This window comes from Neorhizobium sp. JUb45 (assembly GCF_004343585.1).
Taxonomy (GTDB): Bacteria; Pseudomonadota; Alphaproteobacteria; order Rhizobiales; family Rhizobiaceae; genus Neorhizobium.
In genome coordinates this window covers 136,988-163,490 of record NZ_SLYW01000001.1, presented here as the reverse complement: position 1 = coordinate 163,490, position 26,503 = coordinate 136,988, and the positions used below count along the sequence as shown (strand labels likewise).

Annotated in this window: 25 protein-coding genes; 8 read left to right on the top strand and 17 right to left on the bottom strand. The window is 60.7% G+C overall.

Annotation, left to right across the window (positions count from 1 at the left end; translation table 11 throughout):
• The first annotated feature begins 261 nt into the window (after window positions 1–261).
• Window positions 262–2,025 carry an ABC transporter ATP-binding protein/permease gene (locus EDF70_RS00660; protein ID WP_132271333.1) on the top strand — a complete coding sequence of 588 codons (1,764 nt, stop codon included), beginning with the start codon at window positions 262–264 and terminating at the stop codon, window positions 2,023–2,025.
• A 200-nt stretch (window positions 2,026–2,225) separates the two neighbouring features.
• Here EDF70_RS00660 and EDF70_RS00655 read toward each other — a convergent pair whose 3' ends face one another.
• Both EDF70_RS00655 and EDF70_RS00650 read right to left on the bottom strand, forming a co-directional pair.
• Window positions 2,226–4,136, bottom strand: a complete 1,911-nt coding sequence (locus EDF70_RS00655) for a PAS domain-containing sensor histidine kinase (RefSeq protein ID WP_132271332.1) — start codon at window positions 4,134–4,136, stop codon at window positions 2,226–2,228.
• A gap of 21 nt (window positions 4,137–4,157) precedes the next feature.
• Entirely contained in the window at window positions 4,158–4,910 is a 753-nt protein-coding gene (locus tag EDF70_RS00650; RefSeq protein WP_132271331.1) for a helix-turn-helix domain-containing protein, read from the bottom strand.
• A 135-nt stretch (window positions 4,911–5,045) separates the two neighbouring features.
• Here EDF70_RS00650 and EDF70_RS00645 point away from each other — a divergent pair, with 135 nt between their 5' ends.
• On the top strand, window positions 5,046–5,786 hold the full coding sequence (locus EDF70_RS00645; protein ID WP_132271330.1) for a response regulator: 741 nt from the start codon (window positions 5,046–5,048) through the stop codon (window positions 5,784–5,786).
• 21 nt (window positions 5,787–5,807) lie between these two features.
• On the opposite strand, the gene EDF70_RS00640 is transcribed toward EDF70_RS00645, so the two are convergent.
• From EDF70_RS00640 to EDF70_RS00610, 7 genes are all read right to left on the bottom strand, one after another.
• Window positions 5,808–7,595, bottom strand: a complete 1,788-nt coding sequence (locus EDF70_RS00640; protein WP_245518986.1) for an adenine deaminase C-terminal domain-containing protein — start codon at window positions 7,593–7,595, stop codon at window positions 5,808–5,810.
• Window positions 7,592–8,527: a nucleoside hydrolase gene (locus EDF70_RS00635; RefSeq protein WP_132271329.1), complete on the bottom strand. Its 936-nt coding sequence runs from the start codon at window positions 8,525–8,527 to the stop codon at window positions 7,592–7,594. The genes EDF70_RS00640 and EDF70_RS00635 overlap by 4 nt, the downstream gene beginning before the upstream one ends.
• Before the next feature lie 5 nt (window positions 8,528–8,532).
• The gene (locus EDF70_RS00630) at window positions 8,533–9,558 is read right to left on the bottom strand and encodes an ABC transporter ATP-binding protein (RefSeq protein ID WP_132271328.1); all 1,026 of its coding nucleotides are present in this window, start codon (window positions 9,556–9,558) and stop codon (window positions 8,533–8,535) included.
• Window positions 9,551–10,330, bottom strand: a complete 780-nt coding sequence (locus EDF70_RS00625) for an ABC transporter permease (RefSeq protein ID WP_132272509.1) — start codon at window positions 10,328–10,330, stop codon at window positions 9,551–9,553. The genes EDF70_RS00630 and EDF70_RS00625 overlap by 8 nt, the downstream gene beginning before the upstream one ends.
• A 2-nt stretch (window positions 10,331–10,332) precedes the next feature.
• Window positions 10,333–11,187, bottom strand: a complete 855-nt coding sequence (locus EDF70_RS00620; RefSeq protein ID WP_132271327.1) for an ABC transporter permease — start codon at window positions 11,185–11,187, stop codon at window positions 10,333–10,335.
• Between the two features lie 233 nt (window positions 11,188–11,420).
• The gene (locus EDF70_RS00615; RefSeq protein WP_132271326.1) at window positions 11,421–12,452 is read right to left on the bottom strand and encodes an ABC transporter substrate-binding protein; all 1,032 of its coding nucleotides are present in this window, start codon (window positions 12,450–12,452) and stop codon (window positions 11,421–11,423) included.
• Window positions 12,449–13,525: a LacI family DNA-binding transcriptional regulator gene (locus EDF70_RS00610; protein WP_132271325.1), complete on the bottom strand. Its 1,077-nt coding sequence runs from the start codon at window positions 13,523–13,525 to the stop codon at window positions 12,449–12,451. Before EDF70_RS00610 ends, EDF70_RS00615 begins: the two co-directional genes overlap by 4 nt.
• A 214-nt stretch (window positions 13,526–13,739) precedes the next feature.
• On the opposite strand from EDF70_RS00610, the gene EDF70_RS00605 reads away from it, so the two are divergent.
• A complete protein-coding gene (locus EDF70_RS00605) occupies window positions 13,740–13,937 on the top strand; it encodes a hypothetical protein (protein ID WP_132271324.1) in 198 nt (65 codons plus the stop codon).
• An 81-nt stretch (window positions 13,938–14,018) separates the two neighbouring features.
• Here the strand turns inward: EDF70_RS00605 and EDF70_RS00600 are convergent, their stop codons facing one another.
• Window positions 14,019–15,053 carry a glutamine synthetase beta-grasp domain-containing protein gene (locus EDF70_RS00600; RefSeq protein ID WP_132271323.1) on the bottom strand — a complete coding sequence of 345 codons (1,035 nt, stop codon included), beginning with the start codon at window positions 15,051–15,053 and terminating at the stop codon, window positions 14,019–14,021.
• Between the two features lie 420 nt (window positions 15,054–15,473).
• Between EDF70_RS00600 and EDF70_RS00595 the strand changes: the two genes are divergently transcribed.
• Window positions 15,474–15,689, top strand: a complete 216-nt coding sequence (locus tag EDF70_RS00595; protein ID WP_132271322.1) for a DUF2735 domain-containing protein — start codon at window positions 15,474–15,476, stop codon at window positions 15,687–15,689.
• 118 nt (window positions 15,690–15,807) lie between these two features.
• On the opposite strand, the gene EDF70_RS00590 is transcribed toward EDF70_RS00595, so the two are convergent.
• Complete coding sequence (locus tag EDF70_RS00590; protein ID WP_132271321.1) at window positions 15,808–16,668, bottom strand: D-amino-acid transaminase; 861 nt, start codon at window positions 16,666–16,668, stop codon at window positions 15,808–15,810.
• Between the two features lie 181 nt (window positions 16,669–16,849).
• On the opposite strand from EDF70_RS00590, the gene EDF70_RS00585 reads away from it, so the two are divergent.
• Both EDF70_RS00585 and EDF70_RS00580 read left to right on the top strand, forming a co-directional pair.
• Window positions 16,850–17,794, top strand: a complete 945-nt coding sequence (locus EDF70_RS00585; protein WP_132271320.1) for a glyoxylate/hydroxypyruvate reductase A — start codon at window positions 16,850–16,852, stop codon at window positions 17,792–17,794.
• A 62-nt stretch (window positions 17,795–17,856) separates the two neighbouring features.
• Window positions 17,857–18,243 carry a winged helix-turn-helix domain-containing protein gene (locus EDF70_RS00580; RefSeq protein ID WP_132271319.1) on the top strand — a complete coding sequence of 129 codons (387 nt, stop codon included), beginning with the start codon at window positions 17,857–17,859 and terminating at the stop codon, window positions 18,241–18,243.
• On the opposite strand, the gene modC is transcribed toward EDF70_RS00580, so the two are convergent.
• From modC to EDF70_RS00550, 6 genes are all read right to left on the bottom strand, one after another.
• Window positions 18,240–19,304 carry a molybdenum ABC transporter ATP-binding protein gene (gene modC / locus EDF70_RS00575; protein ID WP_132271318.1) on the bottom strand — a complete coding sequence of 355 codons (1,065 nt, stop codon included), beginning with the start codon at window positions 19,302–19,304 and terminating at the stop codon, window positions 18,240–18,242. The two genes, EDF70_RS00580 and modC, sit on opposite strands and share 4 nt — an antisense overlap.
• Complete coding sequence (gene modB / locus EDF70_RS00570) at window positions 19,301–20,002, bottom strand: molybdate ABC transporter permease subunit (protein WP_132272508.1); 702 nt, start codon at window positions 20,000–20,002, stop codon at window positions 19,301–19,303. The genes modC and modB overlap by 4 nt, the downstream gene beginning before the upstream one ends.
• 78 nt (window positions 20,003–20,080) lie before the next feature.
• Complete coding sequence (gene modA / locus EDF70_RS00565; RefSeq protein ID WP_132271317.1) at window positions 20,081–20,878, bottom strand: molybdate ABC transporter substrate-binding protein; 798 nt, start codon at window positions 20,876–20,878, stop codon at window positions 20,081–20,083.
• A 130-nt stretch (window positions 20,879–21,008) separates the two neighbouring features.
• A complete protein-coding gene (locus EDF70_RS00560; protein ID WP_132271316.1) occupies window positions 21,009–21,233 on the bottom strand; it encodes an amino acid transporter in 225 nt (74 codons plus the stop codon).
• A 137-nt stretch (window positions 21,234–21,370) separates the two neighbouring features.
• Window positions 21,371–22,096: a histidine utilization repressor gene (gene hutC / locus EDF70_RS00555; protein WP_132271315.1), complete on the bottom strand. Its 726-nt coding sequence runs from the start codon at window positions 22,094–22,096 to the stop codon at window positions 21,371–21,373.
• Complete coding sequence (locus tag EDF70_RS00550) at window positions 22,093–23,439, bottom strand: formimidoylglutamate deiminase (RefSeq protein ID WP_132271314.1); 1,347 nt, start codon at window positions 23,437–23,439, stop codon at window positions 22,093–22,095. Before EDF70_RS00550 ends, hutC begins: the two co-directional genes overlap by 4 nt.
• 112 nt (window positions 23,440–23,551) lie before the next feature.
• On the opposite strand from EDF70_RS00550, the gene hutI reads away from it, so the two are divergent.
• Window positions 23,552–24,823, top strand: a complete 1,272-nt coding sequence (hutI, locus tag EDF70_RS00545) for an imidazolonepropionase (protein ID WP_132271313.1) — start codon at window positions 23,552–23,554, stop codon at window positions 24,821–24,823.
• Entirely contained in the window at window positions 24,820–26,355 is a 1,536-nt protein-coding gene (gene hutH, locus EDF70_RS00540; protein WP_132271312.1) for a histidine ammonia-lyase, read from the top strand. Before hutI ends, hutH begins: the two co-directional genes overlap by 4 nt.
• The last annotated feature ends 148 nt before the right edge of the window (window positions 26,356–26,503 follow it).

Sequence of the window (26,503 nt, the reverse complement as noted above, 5' to 3'; positions counted from 1 at the left end):
ACTGTTCCATGGTCGTTGGCCGCCCGGCATTCTTTGTGCCGACAGGCTTTTGTCATCCCATCTCACGTTTATGGGAAAACTTCCACATGCCGGACGCGAGCTTTTGCGTTTCCACCCTCGCAGGACTATGGTTTTACAAGGGTTTGCGCCACAAGTTGCAAAATCCCGTGGCTGCCACCGTGACAAGGCAACCCGCTTAACCTTTTGACGGTATAAGGAATGGCGGAAACCCGCATCCAGTTGTTGTGACGGACCGATTGCATGGCACAGATATCCGAGACAGAAGACCCACTCGCCAAGCTCGACATCGCCCCCTCGGATTTCGGATTTTTTGCCCAGTTGCACATGATGCTCGGCGCCTTCTGGAACACGCAGATCAAGACCCGCATCGTTGCGCTCGCGGTCTCCCTCCTCGTCATCATTCTCGCCACCACCTATGGCCAGTATCGCCTCAACAGCTGGAACGCACCGTTCTACGACAGCCTGCAGCGCCGCGATCTCGATGCCTTTCTGGTGCAATTGGAAGTGTTTGTGATCATCGCCGGCGTGCTGCTGGTGCTGAATGTCATCCAGGCATGGCTGAACCAGATGACCGCGCTTTACATGCGCGAAGGTCTGACCCGCGATCTCATCGAACAGTGGATGAAGGCCGGCCGCGCGATGAAACTCGCCAATTTCGGCGCAATCGGCGTCAACCCGGACCAGCGCCTGCATGAAGACGCCCGCAATCTGGCGGAAATCACCACGTCGCTGTCGATCGGGCTTGTCAGTTCGTCGATCCTGCTCGTCAGCTTCATTGGCGTGCTTTGGGAAATTTCGGCGGATTTCGCCTTCAATCTCTATGGCCACCACATCGCCATTCCCGGCTACATGGTCTGGGCGGCGCTCATATACGCCGGCACCGCCTCGCTGCTAAGCAGTTTTGTCGGCCGCCGCCTGCCCACCATCAATGCCGAGCGTTATTCCAAGGAAGCCGAGCTGCGCTTCTCGCTGATGCATGCCAACGAAAATCTTGCCTCGATCACGCTGGCGCGCGGCGAAGACAGCGAACGCGGCCAGATCCAGAACGCCGTCACCACCGTGCTGGCCGTCATCAGGCGGCAGGCGCTCGCCATCACCAATCTCACCTGGGTCTCCTCCGGTTTCGGCTGGCTGACGCTGGTGGCACCGATCCTGATTGCCTCGCCGGTCTATTTCAACGGCATGTTGTCCTTCGGCTGGCTGATGGTGGCGGTCGGCGCGTTCACGCAGGTCAATGCGGCGCTGCGCTGGTATATAGACAATTTTCGCCAGATCGCCGACTGGAAGGCAGCGCTCTACCGCGTCTCGACCTTCCGCAAGGCGCTCTTGGAGATGGACAGGCCCGATGTCACCCGTTCCGACCTCACCCACGTTTACGGCGCGGACCAGAAAATCGTGCTGCGTGATCTCAGCGTCCTGCCAGGCCCTCCCGGCACACCGACGGATCGCGGCCTGAAAATCCCCGACACGGAAATCACCATCGCGCCCGGCGAACGGGTGATGGTCAACGGCGATGCCAGCGTCAATCGCCACCTGCTGTTCCAGGCGATGGCGGGCCTGTGGCAATGGGGCAAGGGCCAGATAGAGCTGCCGCCACAGGGTGACATCCTGTTCATGCCGCAGAGGCGCTATTTCCCCGATACGGCTTTGCGCGCCGCCGTGTCCTACCCGCGCGATCCGTCCACTTTCGATGACGCCGCTATTGGAGACGCTCTCAAGCGCGCCGGGCTGGAGCGCATGATCCCCGACCTAGACAAACACGAACGCTGGGACAGAATTCTTGAAGAAGACGATCAGGCCCGCCTGCGCCTCGCCAACGTGCTGTTGACCGCGCCAAAATGGCTGATCCTCGATGACGCGCTGGAAGGGCTGGAGCCGGAAACACAGGAGGAAATCCTCAAGGTGATGGACGAGATGAAGGACAGCGCCATCATCTATATCGGCCGCCAGGAACTGTTCCAGGAGGTCATGAAATCGCGGGCGATACACTTGCAGCCGCTGTGAGTGCGGCAGATCAGGCCAGTTGGATAAAGATCAAAGGCCCCTCCCCACCCTCCCCACAAGGGGGAGGGCTTAACCCAGCCGATCCGCCGACGCTCGATTGAGGCAGGCGGTGGCGGCATGTTTTCTCCCCCCTTGTGGGGGAGATGGCCGGCAGGCCAGAGGGGGACTTTCTAACAATAGGGCTCAGACCAGCCCAAACCTCAATCCAGCAGCGCCCGCATCTGCGCCGCCAGTTCCCGCGCCGTATATGGCTTTTTCAACCACGCCGAATGTTCGGCGAACTGCTGCAACGCCACTTCCGGCTCTGCAAAACCCGATGTGAACAGCACCTTGATATCCGGCCGCCGCTTGCGCACTTCCTGCGCCAGCTTGTCGCCCGACATGCCGGGCATGGCGACATCGGTGAACAGCAGCACGATATCCTGATGTTTGCCGAGAATTTCCAGCGCCTCCACGCCGCCGCCGGCCTGATGCACGGTGTAACCGGCCGTTTCCAGCCGTGCCACGGCAATGCGGCGCACGCGTGCATCGTCTTCCACCACCAGAACCGGCTCCTTGCCGCCGGTGATCGGCGCCTGATCGGCAATCGAAACGGCATCCTCGAGTGCCGCCGTCTTGCGCGTTACCGAAGGCAGGAAGACGCGCAGGCTGGTGCCCTGCCCGAGTTCGCTTTCCAGCTGGATATGGCCGCCCGACTGGCGCACGAAACCATAGACCATGCTGAGGCCGAGCCCCGTGCCACCGCCGCCATGCTTGGTGGTGAAAAACGGCTCGAAAGCGCGGACCTTCACATCCTCGCTCATGCCCATACCGGTATCGGTGACAGCGATCAGCACATATTCGCCTGCCCGCATTTCCGGGTACATCTGCGCATAATCCTGATCGAGATAAACGCGGCTGACCTCGATCGACAGTTCGCCACCTTCCGGCATGGCGTCGCGGGCGTTGAGTGTCAGGTTGAGCAGCACGTTCTGCAATTGCGGTCCGTCGACAAGCGCCTCGTTGGCGCCGCCGGTGACGACGGTCCGCAGCTCGATACGGTCACCGATGGTGCGGCGGATAAGCTCGGAAAAACTGGCGATCATCTGGCCGAGATCGGTCAGTTTCGGGTTGAGTGGCTGTTTTCGCCCGAAGGCCAGCAATTGCCCGGTCAGCTTGGCGCCGTCATCGGTCGCCCCCTGCGCTTCCCGCAGCAGGATCTGCACCTTGGGATCGGTGACCTTGGCCTCGGCGATTTCGAGATTGCCGCTGATGATGGTGAGCAGGTTGTTGAAATCGTGGGCAAGGCCGCCGGTGAGCTGGCCAATCGCTTCCATCTTCTGCGCCTGCCGCAGTTCTTCCTCTATCTTGTGGCGACTGGTCAGATCGCGCACGAAACCGGTGAAGACGCGCTTGCCGTTCGACAGCGCCTCACCGACGGCCAGTTCCATCGGAAAGGTCGTGCCGTCTTTACGTAAGCCTTTGACCACGCGGCCGATACCGATGATGCGGCGATGGCCGGTGGCCAGATATTTGCCGATGTAACGGTCGTGATGCTCGCGATCCGGGTTCGGCATCAGCATGGACACATTGCGGCCTTCGACCTCGCTCGCCTGATAACCGAACAGGTCTTCCGCAGCCGAACTGAACGACGTGATGATACCGAGCTCGTCGATGACGACCATGGCCTCCGGCACGGTCTGCAGGATCGAGCGGAAATGCGCCTCGCGCGCCGCCAGATCCTCGCGGATCGAGGCGGCTGCTTCAAAATCCTCATTGACCTGCATGATCAGCGGCGGCAGGCCATTTTCCTGCGGCAGATGCAGCCAGCGGCTGAGAACCGAAATCGGATGACCATCGCGATGGCGATAGACGAGATTGCCCTTCCAGCGGCCATACATGCGGATGACGGCATCAATCTCGGGGATGGACAGCGCTTCTTCAGGCGCCAGAATATCGGTCAGGGTACTGCCGACCGCCTCGCGCGCGGACCAGCCAAAAAGCCTGCCGCTGCCGGTGCTCCAGTTACGGATCACGCCGTCTCCATCGTGCACGACGATATGCAGCGGGTCGAGTGCAGAAAGTTTGAGGGCGAGGTCGCCCTCGCCCTTGTCGATGATTTGGTCGTCCATGCCGTATCCCAATCCCGGCCTTCAGTGTGGCCAGATCGCCTGTCGCATCTTTGGCTCGCGGTCGATCGTTTCTTCGTAACTATCGCCATCACCGCAGAGCGCAAGCAGTTTTCCTGGTTTGCAGATCGCAAAATCGTGGCGCCCTTCGGGGCTGATGACACCGCGTGCAACCAGCTTGGTGATGGTGCGCGATACCGTTTCGATGGTGAGGCCGAGATAATCGGCCATGTCGAGACGGCTCATCGGCAGATGGATGCGGCGGCCGATCGGGTGGCAGCCGTGCAGACGGCGGGCGAGCAGCATCAGGAAAGTGGCAACACGTTCCTCGGCGCTCTTGCGCGACAGAAGCACCATCTGGTCCTGGGCGGTCGCCATCTCGTCACAGACGCGGGCAAAAAACTGCGGGCGCAGGTCCGGCCATTTTTCAAGCGCTTCGGCAAAAGGCTTGCGGGCCAGACGACGCAGGCGAACCGGGGTGACGGCTTCGGCGCTGTAGAGATAACGATCCTTCAGCGACAGGCCGACCAGATCACCGGCATAAAGAAAGCCGGTAATGACACGGCGACCGTCAGCGATGATCTTGAACACCCGCAGCACGCCTTCCGAGACCTTGAAGACGTGGTCGGCCTGGTCGCCTTCCCAGAAGACACCTTCGCCGGCTTCAAAAGATTCGCGCGGCACCGCACAAAAAAGCTCTTCCAGCCGTTCCGGCTGCGGCGCAAGCCTTGCGGCCGTTACGTGTTTTGCTTCAGCACTATATGCAACCGACAGCATCGCGAAATCCCCTGAACCCAATAGCATTTGACAGGTTCTGTTTTGCTGCGTCGCGGTGACACGTTGATGCCGCGCATGTTACCGTGCGTTAAATCGTGTGACGGTGTGTAACAGAGACTTTGAGTCGGGCTGCGAATGGCGAAAATCGAGAAGCGTGCGGACCATATCCTGATCGTGGATGACGAGGCGAGAATTCGCCAGATGGTCCAGCGCTATTTCGAGGATGAGGGGTTTGTCGTGCATGGCGCCGCAGACGGCACCGGCATGCGCAAGCTGATGGCCGAGCATACGATCGACCTCATCCTGCTCGATCTCGTTCTGCCGCAGAGCGAGGACGGTCTGACGCTGGCGCGCGAAATCCGCACCACATCCGATATCCCGATCATCATGCTGACCGGCCGTGACGACGTGCTCGACCGTATCGTCGGGCTGGAAGTCGGCGCCGACGATTACATGGCGAAACCGTTTCATCTGCGCGAAGTGTTGGCACGCGTGCGCAGCATCCTGCGCCGCCGCCGTCCGGTGGAAAGCCATGCGGCGGAACCAACCGATGCCATCGAGTTCGATGGCTGGAAGCTGGAACAGTCACGCCGCCGGCTGCTCGATCCGACCGGGCAGGAGGTGGAACTGACGACCGGCGAATTCGACATGCTGACGGTGCTTGCCCGCAATGCCGGCCGTGTGCTTACCCGCGAAGTGCTGATGAACCAGACGCGCGGCCGCGATCTGGATGTGTTCGACCGTTCAATCGATGCCCAGGTGGCGCGTCTGCGCAAGAAGATAGAGGTGGATCCGGCCAAGCCGCACCTGATCCGTTCGGTGCGCGGCGTCGGTTACATGTTTGCTGGCGCTATGTCGCCGGAGACGAGGTCCTGACCCCCGTCCCCGGCGATAGCATCAGCGCAACGTCTCGATGACGGGTGTTTCCAGAAGCTTTCCGGTGATGACGTCTGCGACGCCCCGGTCAGTCTGGTGAGGCCCAGCATTACAGGCGAGCGTTGCGCCGAAGCATGCCTTGAAAATCAGATAGGGTGGCTGCCATTCGACAATCGTGTCCATGGCGGAACGGACGGCTGCAAAACCTTCCGCGACATCGCCAAGCGGTGCATCGGAAACCAGTCCCGACAACGGTAGCGGCAGGATGGCGATGACCTTGCCTTCCGCTGCAACAGCCAGTCCACCGCCCGCTTCAATGACGGCATTGGCAGCGACCGCCATATCAGCAGCATTGCCGCCGAACACGGTGAGGTTATGGCTGTCATGGGCAACGGTGGTGGCAAATGCACCGCGCCAGTTGCCCCAGCTGCCGAGGAAACCGACCTTGGTCGAGGTTTCCGCAACACCGTGACGATGTGTGACGGCGATCATCGTGGTGCCCGCTGGCGGCACGACATAACCATCAACGACATCGGCCTCCGCTTCGGCCCATTGCGTGAAGCGTGGACGGTCGATGACTGCCAGTTTCACCCGCGAACCATTCGACGCGACGCGAAAATCGTTTTCAGTCAGGTTCGAAAGCTTGACGGAATCGGTCAAAGGCCCGGTGTCGACCATAGGCGTTGCCACCGTCATTGCACCGTCTCTGGCAACTTGTGTGCCGCTGGCGAAAACGTGGCGGGCGCGGAAATCGGTGAGATCCTCGAAGATGACGATATCGGCACGACGGCCGGCAGCGATCAGACCGAGATCGGCGCGCTCGAGGCGGTTGGCGGCATTGATGGTCGCGGCCTTCAGCGCCCATTCCGGCTTCAGCCCGTAACGCACCAGACGGCGCACGACATCATCCAGACCGCCGGCTTTCAAGAGATCGTCCGGAAAGACGTCATCGGTGCACAACGTCACCGATGATGGCAGGTGACCGAGCGTATTCAGCGAAGCGACAAATTCCGGCAGAAGATGGTCGTGCGAACCGCGCAATTCGATCGTCAGGCCGGCGCGCAGTTTTTCCATCAGGTCGGCGGCGGAGGTCAGTTCGTGATCGGATGTGACACCGGCGATCATGAAGGCGGCAAGATCGCCACCCGTCAGGCCGCGGGCATGGCCGCAAACCAGCTTTTCCGACGTGAGGGCGACCTGCATGATGGCCGCCATGCGCGGCTCGCGGTTGATCACATCGCGCATGTTCATGACTTCGGCAAGGCCGCCGATCTTTGGCCAGAGCAGCAGTTCCTCGATCACCCCAGCATCGAAATCGGCGCCGGCCGTCTCATAACCCGGAGCGGACGGCACGCTAGACGGTGCCAGCACGACGGAGCGCAACGGCAGCGCCTTGATCGCCTCGACAGCCCAACGCACGCCATCGATGCCATGGACATTGCCGAATTCATGCGGATCCCAGACGATGCTGGTGACACCACGCGGCATGACGGAGGCAGCGTAGGTTGCCGGCGTCACCATCGAGCTTTCGATATGCATGTGCATGTCGATCAGGCCGGGCGTGATGAAGGCACCCTTGGCGTCGATGATCTCGGCCGCGTCCGAGCGGTGGCCGGGCGCATGAACGCTGGCGATGATCGGACCCACGAGACCGATATCGGCCAAACGGCGTTCCTCGGTCATCACATCGACCAGCGTGCCGCCGGTGATCAGGATATCGAAGGGCGCATCGCCGCGAGCGGCGGCAATGGCGCGGCTGCGCAGGTCGGGATCGGTGAATTTGTGGACGTTGATGATGATATCGTTCAACGGCTTGCCTCCCCATGCAATGTTTCCAGAATGATCGACCGCGCAGGATCGACCTTGATCGCCGCAGCATAGGCGGCGTTGAATTCAGCCTTGGCCGATCGCGTCTCCACCACGGTACGGCCGCGCGTGAAAGTTCCCGTCAGCTCGGCATCGATGCGCGCGGGACGCCAATCGACAAGGCTTTCGTCGATGAAGGCAACGGCCGCGACGGCATCGTAAAGCGCCATGGCGGCACGGCCACGGCTGGTGGCAATGGCGATGAAACCATCCAGCAGATCGGCGATCAGGGCCGCATTGCGGCCACCGGCGGCGCGCACCGGTTCGACATCGGAAGGCGCTGCCAGAACCTGACGGCAGAGATCGAGATCGACCATCCTGAACGGAATGCCATGCGCCAGCACGATGGCGATCGCTTCGGGATCGGCAAAGGCGTTGAATTCGGCGGAGGCCGTGTGATTGCCGGCCGTCACCGCACCGCCCATCCAGACGAGATCGGTGATACGGGCGGCGAGATCCGGTCTCGCCAGTGCAACAGCTGCAATATTGGTGAGTGGCCCGAGTGCGAGGATACGATGTGGCCCCTCGCCTTCCAGCCAGCGGCACAAGGCCTCGAAGGCATCGCCCATATCAGGCACGGCAACATCCGGCAGGCGCAGACCAGTTGTCGGCATGCCGTGGTCGCTGAGGATGGAGGTTGCGGTTTCCAGCTTGCCAAGCACCGGCAGCGCACGGCCGGAGTGGATCGGGAACTGCCAGCCGAAGGCATGTACCGCGCCTACGGCATTTTTCTTCACCTGATCGAGCGGCGCATTGCCGAGCACCAGCGACACGCCGTCGATGATAAGTTCCGGCCGCGTACGGGCTGCGGCATCCACCACCATGATGGCGGCGATGTCGTCAAAGCCCATATCGGTATCGATCCAAACACCCATGCCCGTTACCCGAACTTGCGCAATTGCGCGGCAGCGGCAACCGGCAGATCGAAAGCCAGTTCAGCGCCGAGTTCATGCGACGGCAGGGCAGCATCGACCTCGGCCTTGATGGGGCCGAGCGGCGTATCGAGCAGGTATTCGCGGCTGTTGCCGGCAAAGGATGCGCCGCGCACCGCTCCCTGGAAAGGACCTGAGCCCAGGGTGACCATGCGCGGCCGCCAGGCCAGTCCCGCCGCTATCGGGACCGGTCCGGAAATCTCGACCAGACCCTTGGGGGTCTTCAGTCGTCCGTCTGAAAGTTCAAAAATATTCTCGAAGCCAACGAAGTCTGCAACGAAGGCGGAAGTGGGGCGGTTATAGATATCTTCCGGCGATCCTATCTGTTCTATAGCACCACGCTTCATCACAACAATGCGATCAGCCAAAGAAAGTGCTTCGCCCTGATCATGCGTGACAAAAATCATCGTCACGCCGGTTTCCTTCTGCACGCGCTGCAGTTCCGAGCGCATGTCGAGGCGCAGGCGCGCATCGAGGTTGGAGAGCGGCTCGTCCAGTAGCAGAACTTTCGGCTCCATCACCATGGAGCGGGCCAGCGCCACGCGCTGCTGCTGGCCACCGGACAGTTCGGCCGGCTTTCGATCGGCATAATCCGTCAGGCCGACGGAGGTGATGCCGGCGCGCACGCGCTTGTCGAGTTCGGCCGCCGGCGTCTTCTTCAGGCGCAGGCCGAAGGCGACGTTTTCATAGACCGACAGATGCGGAAACAGTGCGTAGGACTGGAACATCAGGCCGACATTGCGCTTGTTGGCCGAAACGCGGGTGATATCGACGCCATCAAGCTTCACATGGCCGGAGGCAGGCGACAGAAGGCCGGCGATCGCCCGCATCGTCGTGGTCTTGCCGCAGCCCGATGGCCCAAGGAAAGCAACGAGTTCGCCCTTGCCGATGGTGAGGTTCAGATCCTTGACGGCAACGGTATCGCCATAGGCAAGCGTCAGGTTTTCGAGGGTGAGAAAGTTTTGATCAGACATAACGGGAGAACCCCAGAAAACGTTCGGCGATAAAAACGATGCCGATGGACATGAAGGCGAGCAGCGCCGAGAGCGCCGCGACGGAGGGGTCGAAGACGATTTCCATGTAGGCGATCATATCGACCGGCAGCGTGCGCACGCCGGGACCCGAGAGAAACAGCGAGACCGGCACCTGATTGAACGAGGTGACGAAGCCGAGAATGAAGGCGGACATGATGCCGCCGCGGATGTTGGGCAGCACCACCCGGAAGAAGGCACCAAGCCGCGACGAGCCGAGCAGTACTGCCGCCTCCTCGATATCGGAGCGCAAATTGCCGAGGCTGGCCGAGACGACGCGCACGGCATAGGGCAGGATCAGCGCCGTATGCGCCAGAAACAGCGCAAGCGTGATGCCGACCTGAAACGGCACGACGATGTAGCGCAGCAGCGACAGGCCGACGATGATGCCGGGCACGATGATCGGTGCCGAGACGATGGTGCGGATGGTTTCCGCCCCCGGCAGCTTGTAGCGCGACAGCGCGTAGGATGCCGGAATGCCGAGGATCAGGGCTGCCAGCGTGCCGCCGATGGCCAGGAACAGCGACATGAAAAAGCTGTCGCGAAAGCTTTCGACGGTGAACACTTTTGCGATCCAGCGCAGCGAAAAGCCCTGCGGCGGAAAGGCCAGCGTTTCGCCGGCCGAAAACGAGGCGGCGACGATGATCAGGAATGGGCCGATCAGGAAGGCGATAACCAGACCGAGCGTGATCGGGATGAACAGATTGCGGGCCATCATCACGCGGTCCCCTTTGTGTTGCGCGTTGTCTTGTTGCGCGCGGTGGCGACACGTTTCAGCAGAATGTTGGCGGCAAAGCTCATGACGATGAGGATCAGCGCAATGACGCTGGCCGCGACAAAATTGTTGGAGACCGAAACCTGCTGATACAACAGCGTTTCCAGCATCAGCACCTTGGAGCCGCCGAGAATGGCGGGGGTGATATAGGCGGTGAGGCAGCCGGTAAAGACGAGCGTTCCGCCAATGACCACACCTTCCTTGGTGAGCGGCAGGATGACCTTCCAGAACACCTGAAACCAGTTGGCACCGAGCACGCGGGCCGCCGGAATGGCGTCCTTCGGCATGTTTTCAAGCGCCGAGATCAGCGAGATGATCATCAGCGGCAGAAAAAGCTGCAGCAGGCCGATGAAGATGGCGGTTTCCGAAAACAGGATGCGCAACGGTGCTTCGCTAATGCCCAGCGCCTGAAACGCCTGATTGACGATGCCGGTGCGGCCGAGAATGACGATCCATGCATAGGTACGCGCAACCGGCGAAATCATCAACGGCAGCACGATCAGGCCGGTGACCTTGCCCTTGGCGCCGGGTTCAAGGCTGACGATGGCAAACGCCGCCGCATAACCGATGACGGCTGCCACGATGGTGACGAGCGCGCCGAGCTTCAGCGTACGCAGGAAGACGGCCTGATTGAGCGAGCTGGAGAAGAAATCCGTATAGGCGGAAATCGTCCAGCCGCCACCCGGCGCCCGAAACCCGTCGGAGAGGAGGATCACCACCGGCACGATGAAGACCGCCGCTGCAAACAGCGCGGCCGGCAAAGCCAGTGCGAGGGCCTCGGCCCTGTTTTGGAACATGTTTTATTAGTCTCCAACGTCGTCAGTCATTGCCCCTCACTTGCGATTTCTAACACTTAGCTAAAGCTAAGATGTTGAAATCGCTTTCTCTCCCTCAAGGGGAGAGATGAAGGGCGGCATTGCTGCGGGCCTACCTCTCCCCTTGAGGGAGAGGTTACAAAATCAGCATCTTAGCAAAGCTAAGTGCTAGATTTTGTTGGTGAGGGGCTCCGCCTAACCGAAAGCCTTGCTTCTTACTGCCCGACCTTCTCGTTCCAGCTCTTCAGCCAGCCGGCACGGTTATCAAGCGAGACAGCCGACGGGATCAGCTTCAGGCTCTTGGCCGTTGCCTCGCCATAGGTGAGGTTCTTGGCAGCCGCCTCGGAAACCTTGGCCTCGGAATTGGCCGGGCTGTCGATCAGCGCTTCGGCCAGCTTCGACTGGATGTCGGCCGACAGCCAGAAATCCATGAACTGCAGCGCCAGATCGCGGTTCTTGGAATTCTTGGTGACGATCATGACGTTCATGCCGCCGGTCTGGCCTTCCTTCGGCGTCGCCCAGGCAATCGGCATGTCGAGCTTGGCGAAAGGCGCCCAGGTGAAGCGGCCGATCGGCGCTGCCCAGATTTCTTCCTGTTGCATCAGCTGCACCAGCTGCGACGACTTTTCATAGAAGGTGACGATATCGTCCTTGGCAGCGCCAACGGCTTCGATCGGGGCAGCCAGATCCGGCGTATCCTTGCCGAGAGCAAGGCCCAGCATGTAGAGCGACGGCGGGCCCTGGTTGGTGGTGACATTCGGCCATGCGATATGCGCGGCATATTCCGGCTTCAGAAGGTCGGCCCAGCTATCGATCTTCATCTTGTCTGAACGATAGGCGATGGACGTCGCATAGAACGTGTAGCCGATGCTCATGCCGTCGCCGTTCGGATCCTTGGCGATATCATAGAGCTTGTCGTAGCTGGCGATCTTCGACGTATCGATCTTGTCGACCAGGCCGGCACGCGCTGCCGACAATGCGTCCGCCATCGAAACGACCGCCATATCGACGACCGGATTGGCCTTGTTGGCGTCCATCTTGGCGATGCGCTCGACGCTGTTGCCGGTTTCGACAACCAGCTTGCAGCCGCATTTTTCTTCGAACGGCGTGTAGACGATCTTCTTGTATTCGTCCTGCGCCAACGCATAGACGGAAATCGTCAGCGTCTTTTCCTGCGCGAACGCAGTGTGGGCAGCGCCCGTGGACAGCATCAGGGCGACGCCGGATGCAAGCATGACCTTATTCATTGTATGAGTTCTCCTGCTGTGAGGTTTTCGGTTTTATTATCTTTATGGGATGCGGAAGTTCTGGCCGGGCCTGTCGACTGACGAAGAACCAGCTCCATCGGCACTTTCGGTTGGCTGGCAGTAACCGTTTCACCGTCACCGCGCCGCGGCTCGGCGGATTTGGGCTGATTGATCGCCTCAAGCACGGCAGCAATGGCGATATCGGCAATGGTTGCGACATCCATGCGCATCGTCGTCAGGCCGGGCGTGACCACTGACGACCAGATCAGGTCATCGAAACCGGTGACGCTGACATCTTCCGGCACGGCAATGCCGGCGCGCTGCAATTCGGTGAGGGCGCGTAAGGCCACCAGATCGGAAACGGCTGCAATCGCCGTCACGCCACGCGCAACTGCCTCTTCAAGCCCAAGCGAGCAGCCCTGCCCGGCCGTTGATTCCAGCTTTTCGATCCAGACCGTTTCCACTCTGGCACTGCCAAGACCTGCCTTCACGCCACCGAGGCGATCGTTCTGCACATTCGACGACTGGTTGTTGCCAAGCAGAAGCACATGGGCGTGACCGAGCGAAACCAGATGAACCCCGAGCCCCTGCCCGCCGGACCAGTGATCGGCGGCAACCGTGTTGCCGGGCGTCGAAGGACTGTCGATGACGGCAACCGGACAGCTGGCGCCGGTGACCCAGGTACCACGACGCGGCACGACGATCATGCCATCGACACCGCGCTCGATCAGCCGTTCGATCGCCTGCGTCTGCGCCGCGACATCACCATGAGAGTCGGCAATCAGGATGCCATAACCGGCCTTGGCGGCAGAATTTTCAATGGCTTGCGCGAGTTTTGGAAAGAGCGGATTGCTGATATCGGCCAGCACCAGACCAAGAACGCCGCTGCGACCGGTGCGCAGCGCACGACCGGCAACACTCGGCACATAACCGAGTTCGGCAGCCGTTGCGCGAATACGCTCCGCCAGTTCCGGCGATACCCGGCCCTTTCCAGACAAGGCATTGGACACCGTGGCGGTTGAAACGCCAAGGCTGTCTGCGATCCTTGCAAGCTTAGGTTTCTGACGCGACATGAAAGCAACGTTGACCGGGTGGAAAGTAATGCCGTGATTAATCGTTTAACCGGTAACGAATGTAGGCGTTTTTGTCGAATCGAAAATGCAGGCCACTCGCGTTCTGCGACAGTTATGTGGGGATTGGTAAAGAACACGCCGGTCCGATCACGATCGGGAACCTCTGGCCGTTGCGTTGGTTGTCTCAGTGAACAGAGATAGAAGGAGACAGGACATGCCCAATCGCGATCCGATCCCGACACAGGACATTGAGACACCGCGCGGCCCGACATCGACTCCCGGCATTCCCGACCGCGTACAGGAAAAACCACCGGCGCCGCCGGTGAAGGATCCCGGCGACAGCAAGAACCCGAACGATCCGCCGCTCGACCCGGCCCTGCTGCCGATCGGCGATCCGGCCGGCGCCGCCTGACGACGAGACTTCACGGTTCAGAAACGAAAAAGCCGCCGGCTGCTTTCGCAACCGGCGGCTTTTCTGGAAGTCTTGGGAGACTTAAGCGGCAGCCGACTTGGCGAGCGGCACTTCCGAAATCGTCTTCAGAACCTGCGAAGCGATCTGGTAAGGGCAACCCTGCGAGTTCGGACGACGGTCTTCAAGGTAACCCTTGTAACCGTTGTTGACGAAGGAATGCGGAACGCGGATCGACGCGCCACGGTCAGCAACGCCGTAGGAGAACTTGTTCCACGGAGCGGTTTCGTGCTTGCCGGTCAGACGCTTGTCGTTGTCCGGGCCGTAAACGGCGATATGGGCTTCGAGGTTCTTTTCGAACTGACCCATCAGGGCTTCGAAATATTCCTTGCCGCCAACTTCGCGCATGTACTTGGTCGAGAAGTTGCAATGCATGCCCGAGCCGTTCCAGTCGGTGTCGCCGAGCGGCTTGCAGTGATATTCGACGTCGATGCCGTACTGTTCGGTCAGGCGCTGCAGCAGGTAACGGGCCATCCAGATCTGGTCGGCGGCGCGCTTGGAGCCCTTGCCAAAAATCTGGAATTCCCACTGACCCTTGGCCACTTCGGCGTTGATGCCTTCATGGTTGATGCCGGCAGCAAGGCACTGGTCGAGATGCTCTTCGACGATTTCGCGAGCAACCGGGCCAACATTGCTGGCGCCGACGCCGCAATAATAAGGACCCTGCGGAGCCGGGTAGCCCTGCTCCGGGAAGCCGAGCGGACGGCCGTTTTCGTAGAAGAAGTATTCCTGCTCGAAGCCGAACCATGCGTCTTCGTCGTCAAGAATGGTGGCGCGGCTGTTGGAAGCGTGCGGCGTGACGCCATCCGGCATCATGACTTCGCACATGACCAGTACGCCGTTGGTGCGGGCCGGATCAGGATAGATGGCAACCGGCTTGAGAACGCAGTCCGAGCTGCGGCCTTCGGCCTGCATCGTGGACGAACCGTCAAAGCCCCAGAGCGGCAGCTGTTCCAGCGTCGGGAAGCTTTCGAATTCCTTGACCTGGGTCTTGCCGCGCAGGTTCGGAACCGGGGTGTAGCCGTCCAGCCAAATGTACTCGAGCTTAAATTTCGTCATCTGTTCTCTCTACTGATGCTGTCTGAATGAGCGCAACATCCAATGGCCACCCACGTCATGGGGCGGGTCCATCATGGATGCCAAGAACAATGCATGGGGCGTGCCAGATTCGAAAAGGCCGCGAAAAAATCGATTCCGCAGCGCACACAAACACGACGCACGGCACCATTTCACACAGCGTAAAAAAACACCATGGCGCTTTCCGCGCCACTCCGTAGGCGGGAACAATCGGCAAACCTCAATCGTTGACCGAAATAACGCGCATTCTGCACGCCCCACAATCAAACAAACACGATTGCCTAAATAATGGTCTAAAAGCACAAATAATAATCTGATTCTTGACTTAATTTAAGGCTTATGGAATAAATGATAGGCAAATGCGGCCGTGCGGACGTAACCACACGACATCGGACGAAAATCATGACGACGAATTTCGAAAGACAGACAGCGACGGTTTTGCAGTTCCCGGTGGGCGGTCGTGCCGCCTGGCGCGCTGCGGGCACATCCCGCATCCTCACCCCGACGGCACCCGATACAGGCCCGAGCGTGGCGTTTTCCGACCTCGCTTTTGGTGGATCCTGGTATCATGAAGAGGCTCTCCATGATGATGAGCCGAAGCCGATCCTCACCAACTGAGCAAAAATAGCGCCGACTTTTTATGCAAAAAGTCAAATAATGGGCATTAGTGCTGAAATTTTGGACGGCGCCTCATCTTGGCGCCGACCAGTATGTGGGCAGATGGACTGATCCGGCCTCAGCGGCCGATCGCGTGTGCCAGCTTGTCGGCGATATAGATCTCACGCAGCTTCAGCGTTGCCACGCCCGGCTTGCCGTCGCCAACGGGCTTTCCATCGATCGAGACCACCGGCATGACGAAATTGGTCGCCGACGTCACAAAAGCCTCGGCGGCATCCAGCGCCTCCTCCACCGAAAACGCCCTCTCCTCGAATGTCAGTTCCGCCTTTTCGGCAAGCCCGAGCACAGAGGCCCGCGTGATGCCGTGCAGCAGCGCGTTGGAAAGGTGGCGCGTCACCAGCACGCCGCGCTTGGTGATGATATGGAAATTGGCCGAACTTGCCTCGGTGATGAAACCATCCTCGACGAAGATCACATCATCGGCGCCCTGCTTCTTTGCTTCCATCTTGGCCAGCGACGAATAGAGCAGCTGCACCGTCTTGATCTGCCGGTTCACCCAGCGACCATCCGGCATGCTCACCACCGTTATGCCGCTTTCGACCTTCGGATTGGCCAGAACCGGAAAGGCCTGCGTGAACATGGAAAATGTCGGCGTCAGGTCGGAGGCGTAGAGAAAATTGCGATCCTCGGCGCCGCGCGAAACCTGCAGATAGATCAGACCCTCATCGACGCCGTTTTTCGCAACGATCTCGTGATGCAGATCCAGCAGCACATCATCGCTGACCGGCATGGGTATGCCGATCGCTTCCAGCGAACGCTTCAGCCGTGCCGTATGGCCGGGATAATCCAGCAGCTTGCCGCCGATCACCGCCGTCACCTCATAAATGGCATCGGCAAAGGTATAACCGCGGTCGAAGATCGAAACCTTTGCTTCACTCTCGGGCAGCCACTGGCCATTGAGATAAACGATGCGCGACATGTGTGTTTTTCCTGACTGATGTTTCGGGCGAAGCAGTGATGCAAATCGATAACATCAGGACCAGTCGCGCGCTATATCATCATCCTATTGAAATATAACGTGCAATGATTGGAAGCTGTTTGCTTGCGTGCTAGAGGGTCGAAACGCGCCTGAACGCCCACAACCCCGGAAAGATGCCGCCATGCCAAAGCCGCTTGCCCTCGTCACCCGCATGGATGCAGCAACGGAGGCGGTCTGGAAGGATACGCTTGCCGATGCGCTGCCGGAGGAAACCATCCTTTCCTTCCGCGACATGAGTGCCGAGCAGCGCCTGCAAGCGGAACTGGCGATCGTCGCCAATCCCGATCCGGCGCATGTGGCGGAGCTACCCAATATAAATTGGATCCATAGCCTCTGGGCCGGCGTCGAGCGGCTGGTGGCTGAACTCGGGCCGGATGCAGCACCGATCGTGCGCCTTGTCGATCCCGAACTTGCCCGCGTCATGGCCGAAGCCGTGCTGGCCTGGACCTATTATCTGCACCGCGACATGCCGGCCTACCGCCTCAGCCAGAAGAAGGCGGAATGGGCACCGCGCGACTATCGCCACCCGCGTGACGTCACCGTCGGCCTTCTCGGCCTCGGCGAACTGGGCAAGGCAGCAGCCGATCGCCTGAAAGGTGCAGGCTTCAATACCATCGGCTGGAGCCGCAGCCCCAAAGTGCTCGGCGATATCGAGACGGTTTCCGGGGAAGGCGGTTTCGAGCACATTCTGGGCGCTGCCGATATTCTCGTCTGCCTGATGCCGCTGACGGCGGAAACCCGCGGCATGCTGGATGCGCGCCGGCTGAGCCAGATGAAGCCCGGCGCCGCCATCATCAACTTTGCCCGCGGGCCGATCATCGTCGATACAGACCTGATCGCTGCACTCGATGCCGGCCGCCTGTCACATGCCGTGCTCGATGTGTTTGCGCAGGAGCCGCTGCCGGCCACATCGCCCTTCTGGGCACATCCATCCGTCACCGTGCTGCCGCATATTTCCGGCCCGACCGACCGCTTTACCGCCGCCGGCATCGTTGCCGCCAACATTCGCCAATGGCGCCAGACCGGAAAAATGCCGAAAACCGTTGATATCAAGGCAGGTTATTAGGTCGCAACCTTTGACAATAACTGTCATTGATACATCAGGATGGTTTGGAGGAGCCTCGCCGCATGAAGAAAACCGGAGGACATGAACTGAAGATCATCCTGCGCGTGGATTTTCCGGGCGGCATCAGGCTCGGACGCGGCAAGGTTCAACTGATGGAATTCATCCGCGAAACCGGCTCGATTTCCGCGGCCGGCCGCGCCATGGACATGTCGTATCGCCGCGCCTGGCTGCTGGTCGATGAGCTGAACCACATGTTTCGCCAGCCGGTGGTGGAAAGCCAGCGTGGCGGCAAGCAGGGCGGCGGTGCAGCCCTGACCGCCTTTGGTGAAGAGCTTCTGGCCCGTATGCATGCCGTGCAGACAACCGTGATCAAGACCATAGACACTGATCTCGCCTGGCTGGAAAAACACCGCGCCACAATGACCACCAGCGAAAAGCCCGAGGATTAACGCCGCTCCAGCGCCGCCGTCTTGATGGCGGCGAATACCGGTTGGCCCGGCGCGAGCCCGAGCGTCTTTCCGGAGAATGCAGTAATCCGCGCCAAAATGATCTCGCTGCCACAGAGGATGCGCACGCCGATCAAGCCATCGCCATCGGCATCGATGCCTTCCACCGTGCCGGAGAGTATATTGAGGGCGCTCAAGCCTTCGGGTCGCGACGTGGCGATCATCACGTCGCGCGCCGGCACCAGAACACGCACAGTCTTGCCCACCTGCGCCTGCTCCACCGGCACCAGCAGGATGCCGGCGGCCGTTTGCACACGCGCCAGACGGTGCTCCTGATCCACGTCCTCCACCGTGCCGGCCACCACGCTTGCCGCCTCGCGCGTTTCGCTGCCGAGCCCGCGCAGCACTTCGGATGCACTGCCGGTCGCCTCGATGCGTCCGTCCTTCATCAGCACGACCCGATCGGCCAGCCGCGCCACTTCCGCCACCGAATGGCTGACATAAACGATCGGCAGGCCCAGCTCGTCGCGCAGGCGCTCCAGATAGGGCAGGACCTCGTTCTTGCGGCTTTCATCCAGCGCTGCCAATGGCTCGTCCATCAGAAGCAGGCGCGGCGAAGACAGAAGTGCGCGCCCGATCGCCACCCGCTGCTGCTCGCCGCCCGACAGTTTTCCGGGCCGGCGGTCAAGCAGACCATCGATGCCGAGCAGGTTCACCACCTGGTCGAAATTGTCGACCCGGCCGGATTTCGGCGCAAACCAGCGGCCGTAATTGAGGTTCTTGCGCACATCCAGATGCGGAAACAGCCGCGCCTCCTGAAACACGTAACCGAAGCGGCGCTTGTGGGGGGGCTGAAAAATGCCGCGCGCCGTATCGGCCAGCACCTCGCCATCCAGCACGACACGGCTGTTCTGGGCGCGCGTCAGGCCGGCGATGATGCGGATCATCGACGTCTTGCCCGAACCCGAGCGGCCGAACAAAGCCGTCACCCCCTGTTGCGAGGTGAAGGATGCATCGAGCTCGAATGTCCCGAGCCTGGTTCTGGTTTCCACCTCCAGCGTCATTCGGGCCGCACCTTCTTGCCGACCATATAGGCCATGAATTCCGACGCCAGCAGCGCCGCCATGGAAATGATCACTGCAACGATGGTGAGCCGCATCGCCCCGGCATCACCGCCCGGCACCTGCGTAAACGTGTAGATGGCGGCGGACAGCGTCTGCGTTTCGCCGGGAATGTTGGACACGAAGGTGATGGTGGCACCGAACTCGCCCATCGCCTTGGCAAACGACAGAATGGCGCCGGCAATGATGCCGGGCAGGATCAGCGGCAGCGTGACCGTGAGAAAAACCCAGGCGGGACTGGCGCCGAGCGTGCCGGCCGCCTCTTCCAGCTTGCCATCGACCGCCTCGATCGACAGGCGGATGGAGCGCACCATCAGCGGAAAACCCATGACACCGCAGGCGAGCGCTGCCCCGGTCCAGCGGAACGACAGGACAATGCCAAGATACTGGTCGAGAAAGGCGCCGATGACACCGCGCCTGCCGAACAGAACAAGAAGAATGAAGCCGGTGACAACAGGCGGCAGGATCAGCGGCAGATGCACGATGCCGTTGAGAATGGACTTACCCCAGAATTTTCCACGCGCCAGCGCCAGCGCCACCAGAATACCGAACGGCAGACTGACGAGCATGGCAATGCCCGAGATCCGCAGGCTCAAGCGGATCGCCGTCCATTCCTCATCGCTCAGCGTCAGCCAGTCCAAAACAACAAGATCCATCTCAAAAATGCGGCCCCCACCTTTCAGCAGGAGCCGCGATCCATCTCGAAAACTATAAAGCGCTTACTTCTTCAGAACCGTAAAGCCCTGCGCCGTAAAGAACGGCGCTGCCTTGTCCGACTTCAGGAAATCGAGATAGGCAGCCGCATCGGCACTTTTGGATTCCGACAGGAGGGCAACCGGATAGATGATCGCCGGGTGGCTGTCTTCCGGAAACGTGCCGACGATCTCGACACCCGGATCGGCAGCCGCATCCGTCTGGTAAACGATGCCATAGGCGGCTTCGCCGCGCGACACCAGCGCAAGCGCTGCACGAACGCTTTCGGCACCGGCAACCTTCTTTTCGACAGCCGTCCACGCGCCAAGCTTTTCGAGCGCGGCCTTGCCATATTTGCCGGCCGGAACGCTGTCGACCGCACCCATGGCAAGCTTGCTGTCACCGACCAGCGTCGAAAGGTCGAAACCGGACTTGATGTCCACGGTCTTCGCCTTGCCCTTTTCGGCAACCAGCACGATGCGGTTGCCGAGCAGGTTGGAACGCGTGTCGGCCTTGATCAGCGACTTCTTGGCAACGTAATCCATCCAGTCGAGATCGGCGGAGATGAACACATCGGCCGGAGCACCGGCTTCGATCTGTTTTGCCAGCGCCGAGCTTGCCGCATAGGACACGGTCACCGACTTGCCGGTCTCCTTCGACCACGCGGCATCGGCGGCATCCAGAGCATTCTTCATGCTGGCGGCGGCAAATACCGTCACCTTTTCCTGCGCTGCCGCCGGTGCGGCCATAACGGTAAGGCCGAGCCAGAGCGCCGAAGCCGTTGCTGCGGCGACCTTCAACCAGTGACGACGATGGGTTTGCATGGATGCGTTCTCCTCAAGCGAAATGTTTGAGGATATATATCGATGGATAGATGCTTTTGGCTAGAGTTATATTTTGAAAGATATAGCGAAAAACCGTAGTGATCAGCGCCTACCGCCATACATTGTAAAATTACTCAGCTAGTTCATTGAGCGCTCGCCGCGCAAGCATATGAAACGATAATGAGACCACAACACATATCGCGACGATTCCAGCCGTTCCCCAATTCACCGGACCAGGATTTGTTTGAACTCCAGTCAATGTCGGCGTCAGAGCACCAGCAAGGGCCACTGCGATAGCAATGCCATTTAAATATGCGGCGGTCAGCTTAGCTTTCTCGTTTCTCTGAATGCCCATCCAATACCTCCATTGAGAGCACCAAAACCACAAACTAAAGTTGCAGTAATAATTAAATCAACCCTATCGTTTGTCAAAGGCAGAAAATTCCTAGAGTAGCGATACATGTCGCGCCTCCTGACACCCTGAGAATACCTTTACCCCTCGCCGCCCGGCGCAAATTTTGCCACCAGCGCATGACGGTCACCCGGATAGGTAAGCAGCACGGATGTGACCGGCCCGGCCGGGCTCCATGTCCGCCGTTCGATGACGAGGCAGGCCGTGCCTTTTTCGATCCCGAGAAGGCCGGCAATTGCGGCATCGGCCGATGCTGCCGAGATACGGTGTTCGGCAGCGCTCCATGGCACCTGTTTCAACAGCCACGTACCGGGCGACACGGTTTCAAATGTTTCTGCCTCGGCTTCCGGCACGGTGGTCAGGCTGATCAGCCGCTCTTCCAGACAGAAGGGGGCAGAACCGGCGCGGTGGATGCAGGTGATATCCAGCACCGATGCGGCTTGCGACAATTCCAGTCGCTGCTTATCGCCGGCATTGGCGCGGCGTTTGGCGCGGGCGTGGATGGCATGTGTGTAGGCCAGCCGCAGCGACTGCACTTCCGCCTCGATTTCGGCAATCGTCAGCACCGCCGATTGCGCCCTCGGATGCGCGACAAAACTGCCGGATTTTTTGCGGCGTTCGATCAGCCCGGATTTGGCAAGCTGGGTCAGCACCTTGTTGGTGGTCATCCGCGAGCAGCCATATTCGGCAGCGAGATCCACTTCGAACGGGATACGGTGCCCCGGCGGCCATTCGCCCGAGACGATGCGGGCTTCGATATCGCCGAGGATACGCTGATGCAGCGTCGCATCCCTCAAAACTGTCATTGCGACAAAAGCTCCTTCATCGCCGCCTGGAAACGGCTGGAAATTTCCTGGCGGCGGTTATGCCGGCCACCGGACACCTGACGAATACCACGCGCCCAGACGCAATCGACAGACACGCCACCCGCAAACAGCCAATGATCGAGAATGTTATCCGGCGCAAGATAGGGCGTGGTCGAGACATCCAGCGAAACCATGTCGGCGGGATAACCTTCAACGAGACCTGCTGCCGTTCCAAGCGCCTGCGCTCCACCCGCAAGCGCGCCCTCGAACAATCTCCGGCCGGTCGAACCGCCGCTTTCCGCCACCACGTTTCGCGCCCGCAAACCAAAGCGCTGCGAATATTCAAAGGTCCGCAACTCTTCCGGCAGCGAGATGAGAATATTGGAATCCGAGCCGATGCCGAACTGCCCGCCCTCTTCCAGAAACGCGGGTGCTGCAAAAATGCCGTCGCCGAGATTGGCCTCGGTGATCGGGCAAAGGCCGGCCACCGCACGGCGCTTCGCCATCGCCCGCGTTTCGGTGTCCGTCATGTGGGTGGCGTGGATCAGGCACCAGCGTTCATCGACCGGCGCATTGTCCAGCAGCCATTCCACCGGCCGCGCGCCCGACCATGCGATGCAATCCTCCACTTCCTTGACCTGTTCGGCAACATGGATATGCACCGGCCCGCCCTTTGCCATCTGCAAGACGGCCGCCAGTTCTTCCGGCGTCACCGCCCGCAGCGAATGCGGCGCGACACCGAGCACGGCACCATCGAGACCGCCAATAAGATTGCCGCAGGACGACATCAGCTTTTCGAACGCATCGAGCGAATGGATGAATCGCCGTTGCCCTTCGGCGGGTGCGCCACCACCAAAACCGGAATGCGCATAAAACACCGGCAGCAGCGTCAGCGACAGACCGGTCTCGACGCTTGCGGCAGCGATGCGCGCCGCCAGTTCCGCCGGGTTGGCATAAGGCGTACCATCGCGGTCATGATGCAGGTAATGGAACTCGCCGACACGGGAAAAACCGGCTTCCAGCATTTCCATGTAAAGCTGCGCGGCAACGGCCTCGACATGTTCGGGCGTCATCGACAGGGCAAACTTGTACATGACGGTGCGCCAGCTCCAGAAGCTGTCATTCGAAGGTCCACGCACTTCCGCCAGCCCTGCCATGCCGCGCTGAAAGGCGTGGCTGTGCAGATTGGGCATGGATGGCAGCAAAACAGCATGACGCTCGTCGCCGGATTGCGGCTCCGCGCCGGCCTCGATCGCGGCAATGTGGCCGGCCGCCATCGTCAGCCGCACATTGCTCACCCAACCATTTGGCAACAAAGCCGATTGCGCAAAAATCGTCGTCATTCCGAAAACTCCTCGCTGCCTGCCTGACGGGCGACACGATAATCCCGAAAAATTCCGTATTGCCACGCTCTTCATTATGTATATACATTATCGCCAACTTGGGAAGGTGAAAATGACGGACAGAAACGCTCCAGACGTCGATTTCAAAGCCACTTCGGCAGGCTCCGGGGTCGCACGAACCCTGTGGCGCAATGCCCGCATTGCAACGCTTGATGAAACCCTGTCCGGCCTCGGCATCATCGAAGACGGGGTGATCGCCACCGAAAATGGCCGCATCACCTATGTCGGCTCCGCGGCAAATCTTCCCGCCCACCTCAAGGCGATCGAGACCATCGTCGATCTCGAAAACCGCTGGATCACGCCGGCTCTGGTCGATTGCCACACCCACCTCGTTTACGGCGGCAACCGCGCCCGCGAATTCGAGATGCGGCTGGAGGGCGCAACCTATGAAGAGGTCGCCCGCGCCGGCGGCGGCATCGTTTCTTCGCTCAAGGCCACCAATGCGCTGACCGTCGAAGGACTGGTCGCCGCTGCCCTGCCTCGCCTCGATACGCTGCTGTCCGAAGGTGTTTCGACCGTCGAGATCAAGTCCGGTTACGGCCTGAATATCGAGGGCGAACTCAACATGCTGCGCGCCGCCCGCACACTGGAAAAAATCCGGCCCGTCCGCATCGTCACCTCTTATCTGGCAGCCCATGCGACACCGGTGGAATACAAGGGCCGCAACGGCGATTACATTTCCGACGTCGTGCTTCCCGGCATGGACGCAGCCCATGCCGAAGGCCTGATCGATGCCGTCGACGGGTTTTGCGAGGGCATCGCCTTTTCGGTGGAAGAGATGCGCCGCGTGTTCGATCACGCCAAGGCACTTGGCCTCCCGGTCAAACTGCACGCCGAACAGCTGTCGAACCTCGGCGGCGCAAAGATGGCCGCATCCTATGGCGCGCTGTCGGCCGATCATCTCGAATATCTCGATGCCGAAGGCGCTGCCACCATGGCGGCTGCCGGCACCGTTGCCGTGCTTTTGCCCGGCGCCTTTTACGCCATCAACGAAACGCAAAAACCACCCGTTCAGGCACTGCGCAATGCCGGCACAAGGATTGCCATCGCCACCGACAGCAATCCCGGCACCTCGCCGCTCACCTCGCTGCTTTTGACCATGAACATGTCGGCCACCCTCTTCCGCCTCACCGTGGAAGAATGCCTTGCCGGCGCCACCCGCGAAGGCGCCCGCGCCCTCGGGCTTCTCTCCGAAACCGGCACGCTGGAAGCCGGAAAGTCGGCCGACTTTGTGGTCTGGAACATCGATTGCCCCGCCGAGCTGGTTTACCGCATCGGCTTCAACCCCATCCACGCCCGCATTTTCAAAGGCGCTCTAGCATGACCATCACGCTCCACCCCGGCTCCGTTTCGCTCAGCCAGCTCGAAACCATCTACTGGACCGGCGAACCGGCAAAACTCGATGCTTCCTTTGATGCGGGCATTCAGCGCGCCGCTGCGCGCATAGCCGAAATCGCCGCCGGCAATGCGCCGGTCTACGGCATCAATACCGGTTTTGGGAAACTCGCCTCGATCAAGATCGATGCCGCCGATGTCGCCACCCTGCAGCGCAATCTCATTCTGTCGCATTGCTGCGGCGTCGGCGCTCCCCTGCCGGAAAATGTCGTGCGGCTGATCATGGCGCTGAAGCTGGTGTCGCTCGGTCGCGGCGCTTCCGGCGTGCGGCTGGAACTGGTGCGGCTGATCGAGGCCATGCTGGACAAGGGCGTCATTCCGGTCATCCCGGAAAAAGGCTCTGTCGGAGCCTCCGGTGATCTCGCCCCGCTTGCCCATATGGCAGCGGTGATGATGGGTGAAGCCGAAGCATTCTTTGACGGCGAACGTCTTTCCGGTGCCGAAGCCTTGGCAAAAGCTGGCCTGACGCCGGTCGTGCTCGCGGCAAAAGAAGGCCTGGCGCTGATCAACGGCACCCAGACATCCACCGCGCTGGCACTCGCCGGCCTGTTTCGCGCCCATCGCGCAGCACAGGCGGCACTGATCACCGGCGCCATGTCCACCGATGCCGCCATGGGTTCTTCCGCGCCCTTCCACCCGGACATCCACACGTTGCGTGGCCACAAGGGCCAGATCGATACCGCCGCTGCCCTTCGCGCTCTTCTGGCCAGCTCGGTCATCCGCGAAAGCCATATCGAAGGCGACGAACGTGTGCAGGACCCCTATTGCATCCGCTGCCAGCCGCAGGTGGATGGCGCCTGCCTCGACCTCCTGCGCTCCGTCGCGCGCACGCTGGAAATCGAGGCCAATGCCGTCACCGACAATCCGCTGGTGCTCTCCGACAATTCCGTCGTCTCGGGTGGCAATTTCCACGCCGAACCGGTGGCCTTCGCCGCCGACCAGATCGCCCTTGCCGTCTGCGAGATCGGCGCGATTGCGCAGCGCCGTATCGCGCTTCTGGTCGATCCGGCCCTGTCCTACGGCCTGCCGGCCTTCCTCGCCAAAAAGCCGGGCCTCAATTCCGGCCTGATGATCGCCGAAGTCACATCCGCCGCGCTGATGAGTGAAAACAAGCAGATGTCGCACCCGGCCTCGGTGGATTCCACCCCAACCTCCGCCAATCAGGAGGATCACGTCTCGATGGCCTGCCACGGCGCGCGTCGTCTTCTGCCCATGACCGACAACCTGTTCGCCATCATCGGCATCGAGGCACTGACGGCGGCACAGGGCGTGGAACTGCGCGCGCCGCTGGTCACCAGCCCCGAATTGCAGGCCGCGATTGCCGCGATCCGCGCCGTCGTGCCGACGCTGGAGGAGGACCGCTATATGGCCGGCGACCTGCAGGCCGCCAGTGATCTGGTCGGCAATGGGACGCTGAACGCGGCGGTTTCGGCGGATATTTTGCCGGTGCTGGAGACGTGATGGTGGCGGGTGTGGCTCCCCCTCACTCGGCGCTTTGCGCCACCCTCTCCCCGCTGGGGAGAGGAGGGAGAATGCCGCGTTCTCAACGCCAACTTTTCTAGACACCGGGGCGCCACATCCCCTCTTCTCCCCGACGGGGAGAAGGTGG

Coding starts and splice junctions, on each gene's coding strand:
- EDF70_RS00660 (WP_132271333.1), top strand. CDS start 262: ATGGCACAGATATCCGAGACAGAAGACCCACTCGCCAAGCTCGACATC.
- EDF70_RS00655 (WP_132271332.1), bottom strand. CDS start 4,136: ATGGACGACCAAATCATCGACAAGGGCGAGGGCGACCTCGCCCTCAAA.
- EDF70_RS00650 (WP_132271331.1), bottom strand. CDS start 4,910: ATGCTGTCGGTTGCATATAGTGCTGAAGCAAAACACGTAACGGCCGCA.
- EDF70_RS00645 (WP_132271330.1), top strand. CDS start 5,046: ATGGCGAAAATCGAGAAGCGTGCGGACCATATCCTGATCGTGGATGAC.
- EDF70_RS00635 (WP_132271329.1), bottom strand. CDS start 8,527: ATGGGTGTTTGGATCGATACCGATATGGGCTTTGACGACATCGCCGCC.
- EDF70_RS00630 (WP_132271328.1), bottom strand. CDS start 9,558: ATGTCTGATCAAAACTTTCTCACCCTCGAAAACCTGACGCTTGCCTAT.
- EDF70_RS00625 (WP_132272509.1), bottom strand. CDS start 10,330: ATGGCCCGCAATCTGTTCATCCCGATCACGCTCGGTCTGGTTATCGCC.
- EDF70_RS00620 (WP_132271327.1), bottom strand. CDS start 11,187: ATGTTCCAAAACAGGGCCGAGGCCCTCGCACTGGCTTTGCCGGCCGCG.
- EDF70_RS00615 (WP_132271326.1), bottom strand. CDS start 12,452: ATGAATAAGGTCATGCTTGCATCCGGCGTCGCCCTGATGCTGTCCACG.
- EDF70_RS00610 (WP_132271325.1), bottom strand. CDS start 13,525: ATGTCGCGTCAGAAACCTAAGCTTGCAAGGATCGCAGACAGCCTTGGC.
- EDF70_RS00605 (WP_132271324.1), top strand. CDS start 13,740: ATGCCCAATCGCGATCCGATCCCGACACAGGACATTGAGACACCGCGC.
- EDF70_RS00600 (WP_132271323.1), bottom strand. CDS start 15,053: ATGACGAAATTTAAGCTCGAGTACATTTGGCTGGACGGCTACACCCCG.
- EDF70_RS00595 (WP_132271322.1), top strand. CDS start 15,474: ATGACGACGAATTTCGAAAGACAGACAGCGACGGTTTTGCAGTTCCCG.
- EDF70_RS00590 (WP_132271321.1), bottom strand. CDS start 16,668: ATGTCGCGCATCGTTTATCTCAATGGCCAGTGGCTGCCCGAGAGTGAA.
- EDF70_RS00585 (WP_132271320.1), top strand. CDS start 16,850: ATGCCAAAGCCGCTTGCCCTCGTCACCCGCATGGATGCAGCAACGGAG.
- EDF70_RS00580 (WP_132271319.1), top strand. CDS start 17,857: ATGAAGAAAACCGGAGGACATGAACTGAAGATCATCCTGCGCGTGGAT.
- modC (WP_132271318.1), bottom strand. CDS start 19,304: ATGACGCTGGAGGTGGAAACCAGAACCAGGCTCGGGACATTCGAGCTC.
- modA (WP_132271317.1), bottom strand. CDS start 20,878: ATGCAAACCCATCGTCGTCACTGGTTGAAGGTCGCCGCAGCAACGGCT.
- EDF70_RS00560 (WP_132271316.1), bottom strand. CDS start 21,233: ATGGGCATTCAGAGAAACGAGAAAGCTAAGCTGACCGCCGCATATTTA.
- hutC (WP_132271315.1), bottom strand. CDS start 22,096: ATGACAGTTTTGAGGGATGCGACGCTGCATCAGCGTATCCTCGGCGAT.
- EDF70_RS00550 (WP_132271314.1), bottom strand. CDS start 23,439: ATGACGACGATTTTTGCGCAATCGGCTTTGTTGCCAAATGGTTGGGTG.
- hutI (WP_132271313.1), top strand. CDS start 23,552: ATGACGGACAGAAACGCTCCAGACGTCGATTTCAAAGCCACTTCGGCA.
- hutH (WP_132271312.1), top strand. CDS start 24,820: ATGACCATCACGCTCCACCCCGGCTCCGTTTCGCTCAGCCAGCTCGAA.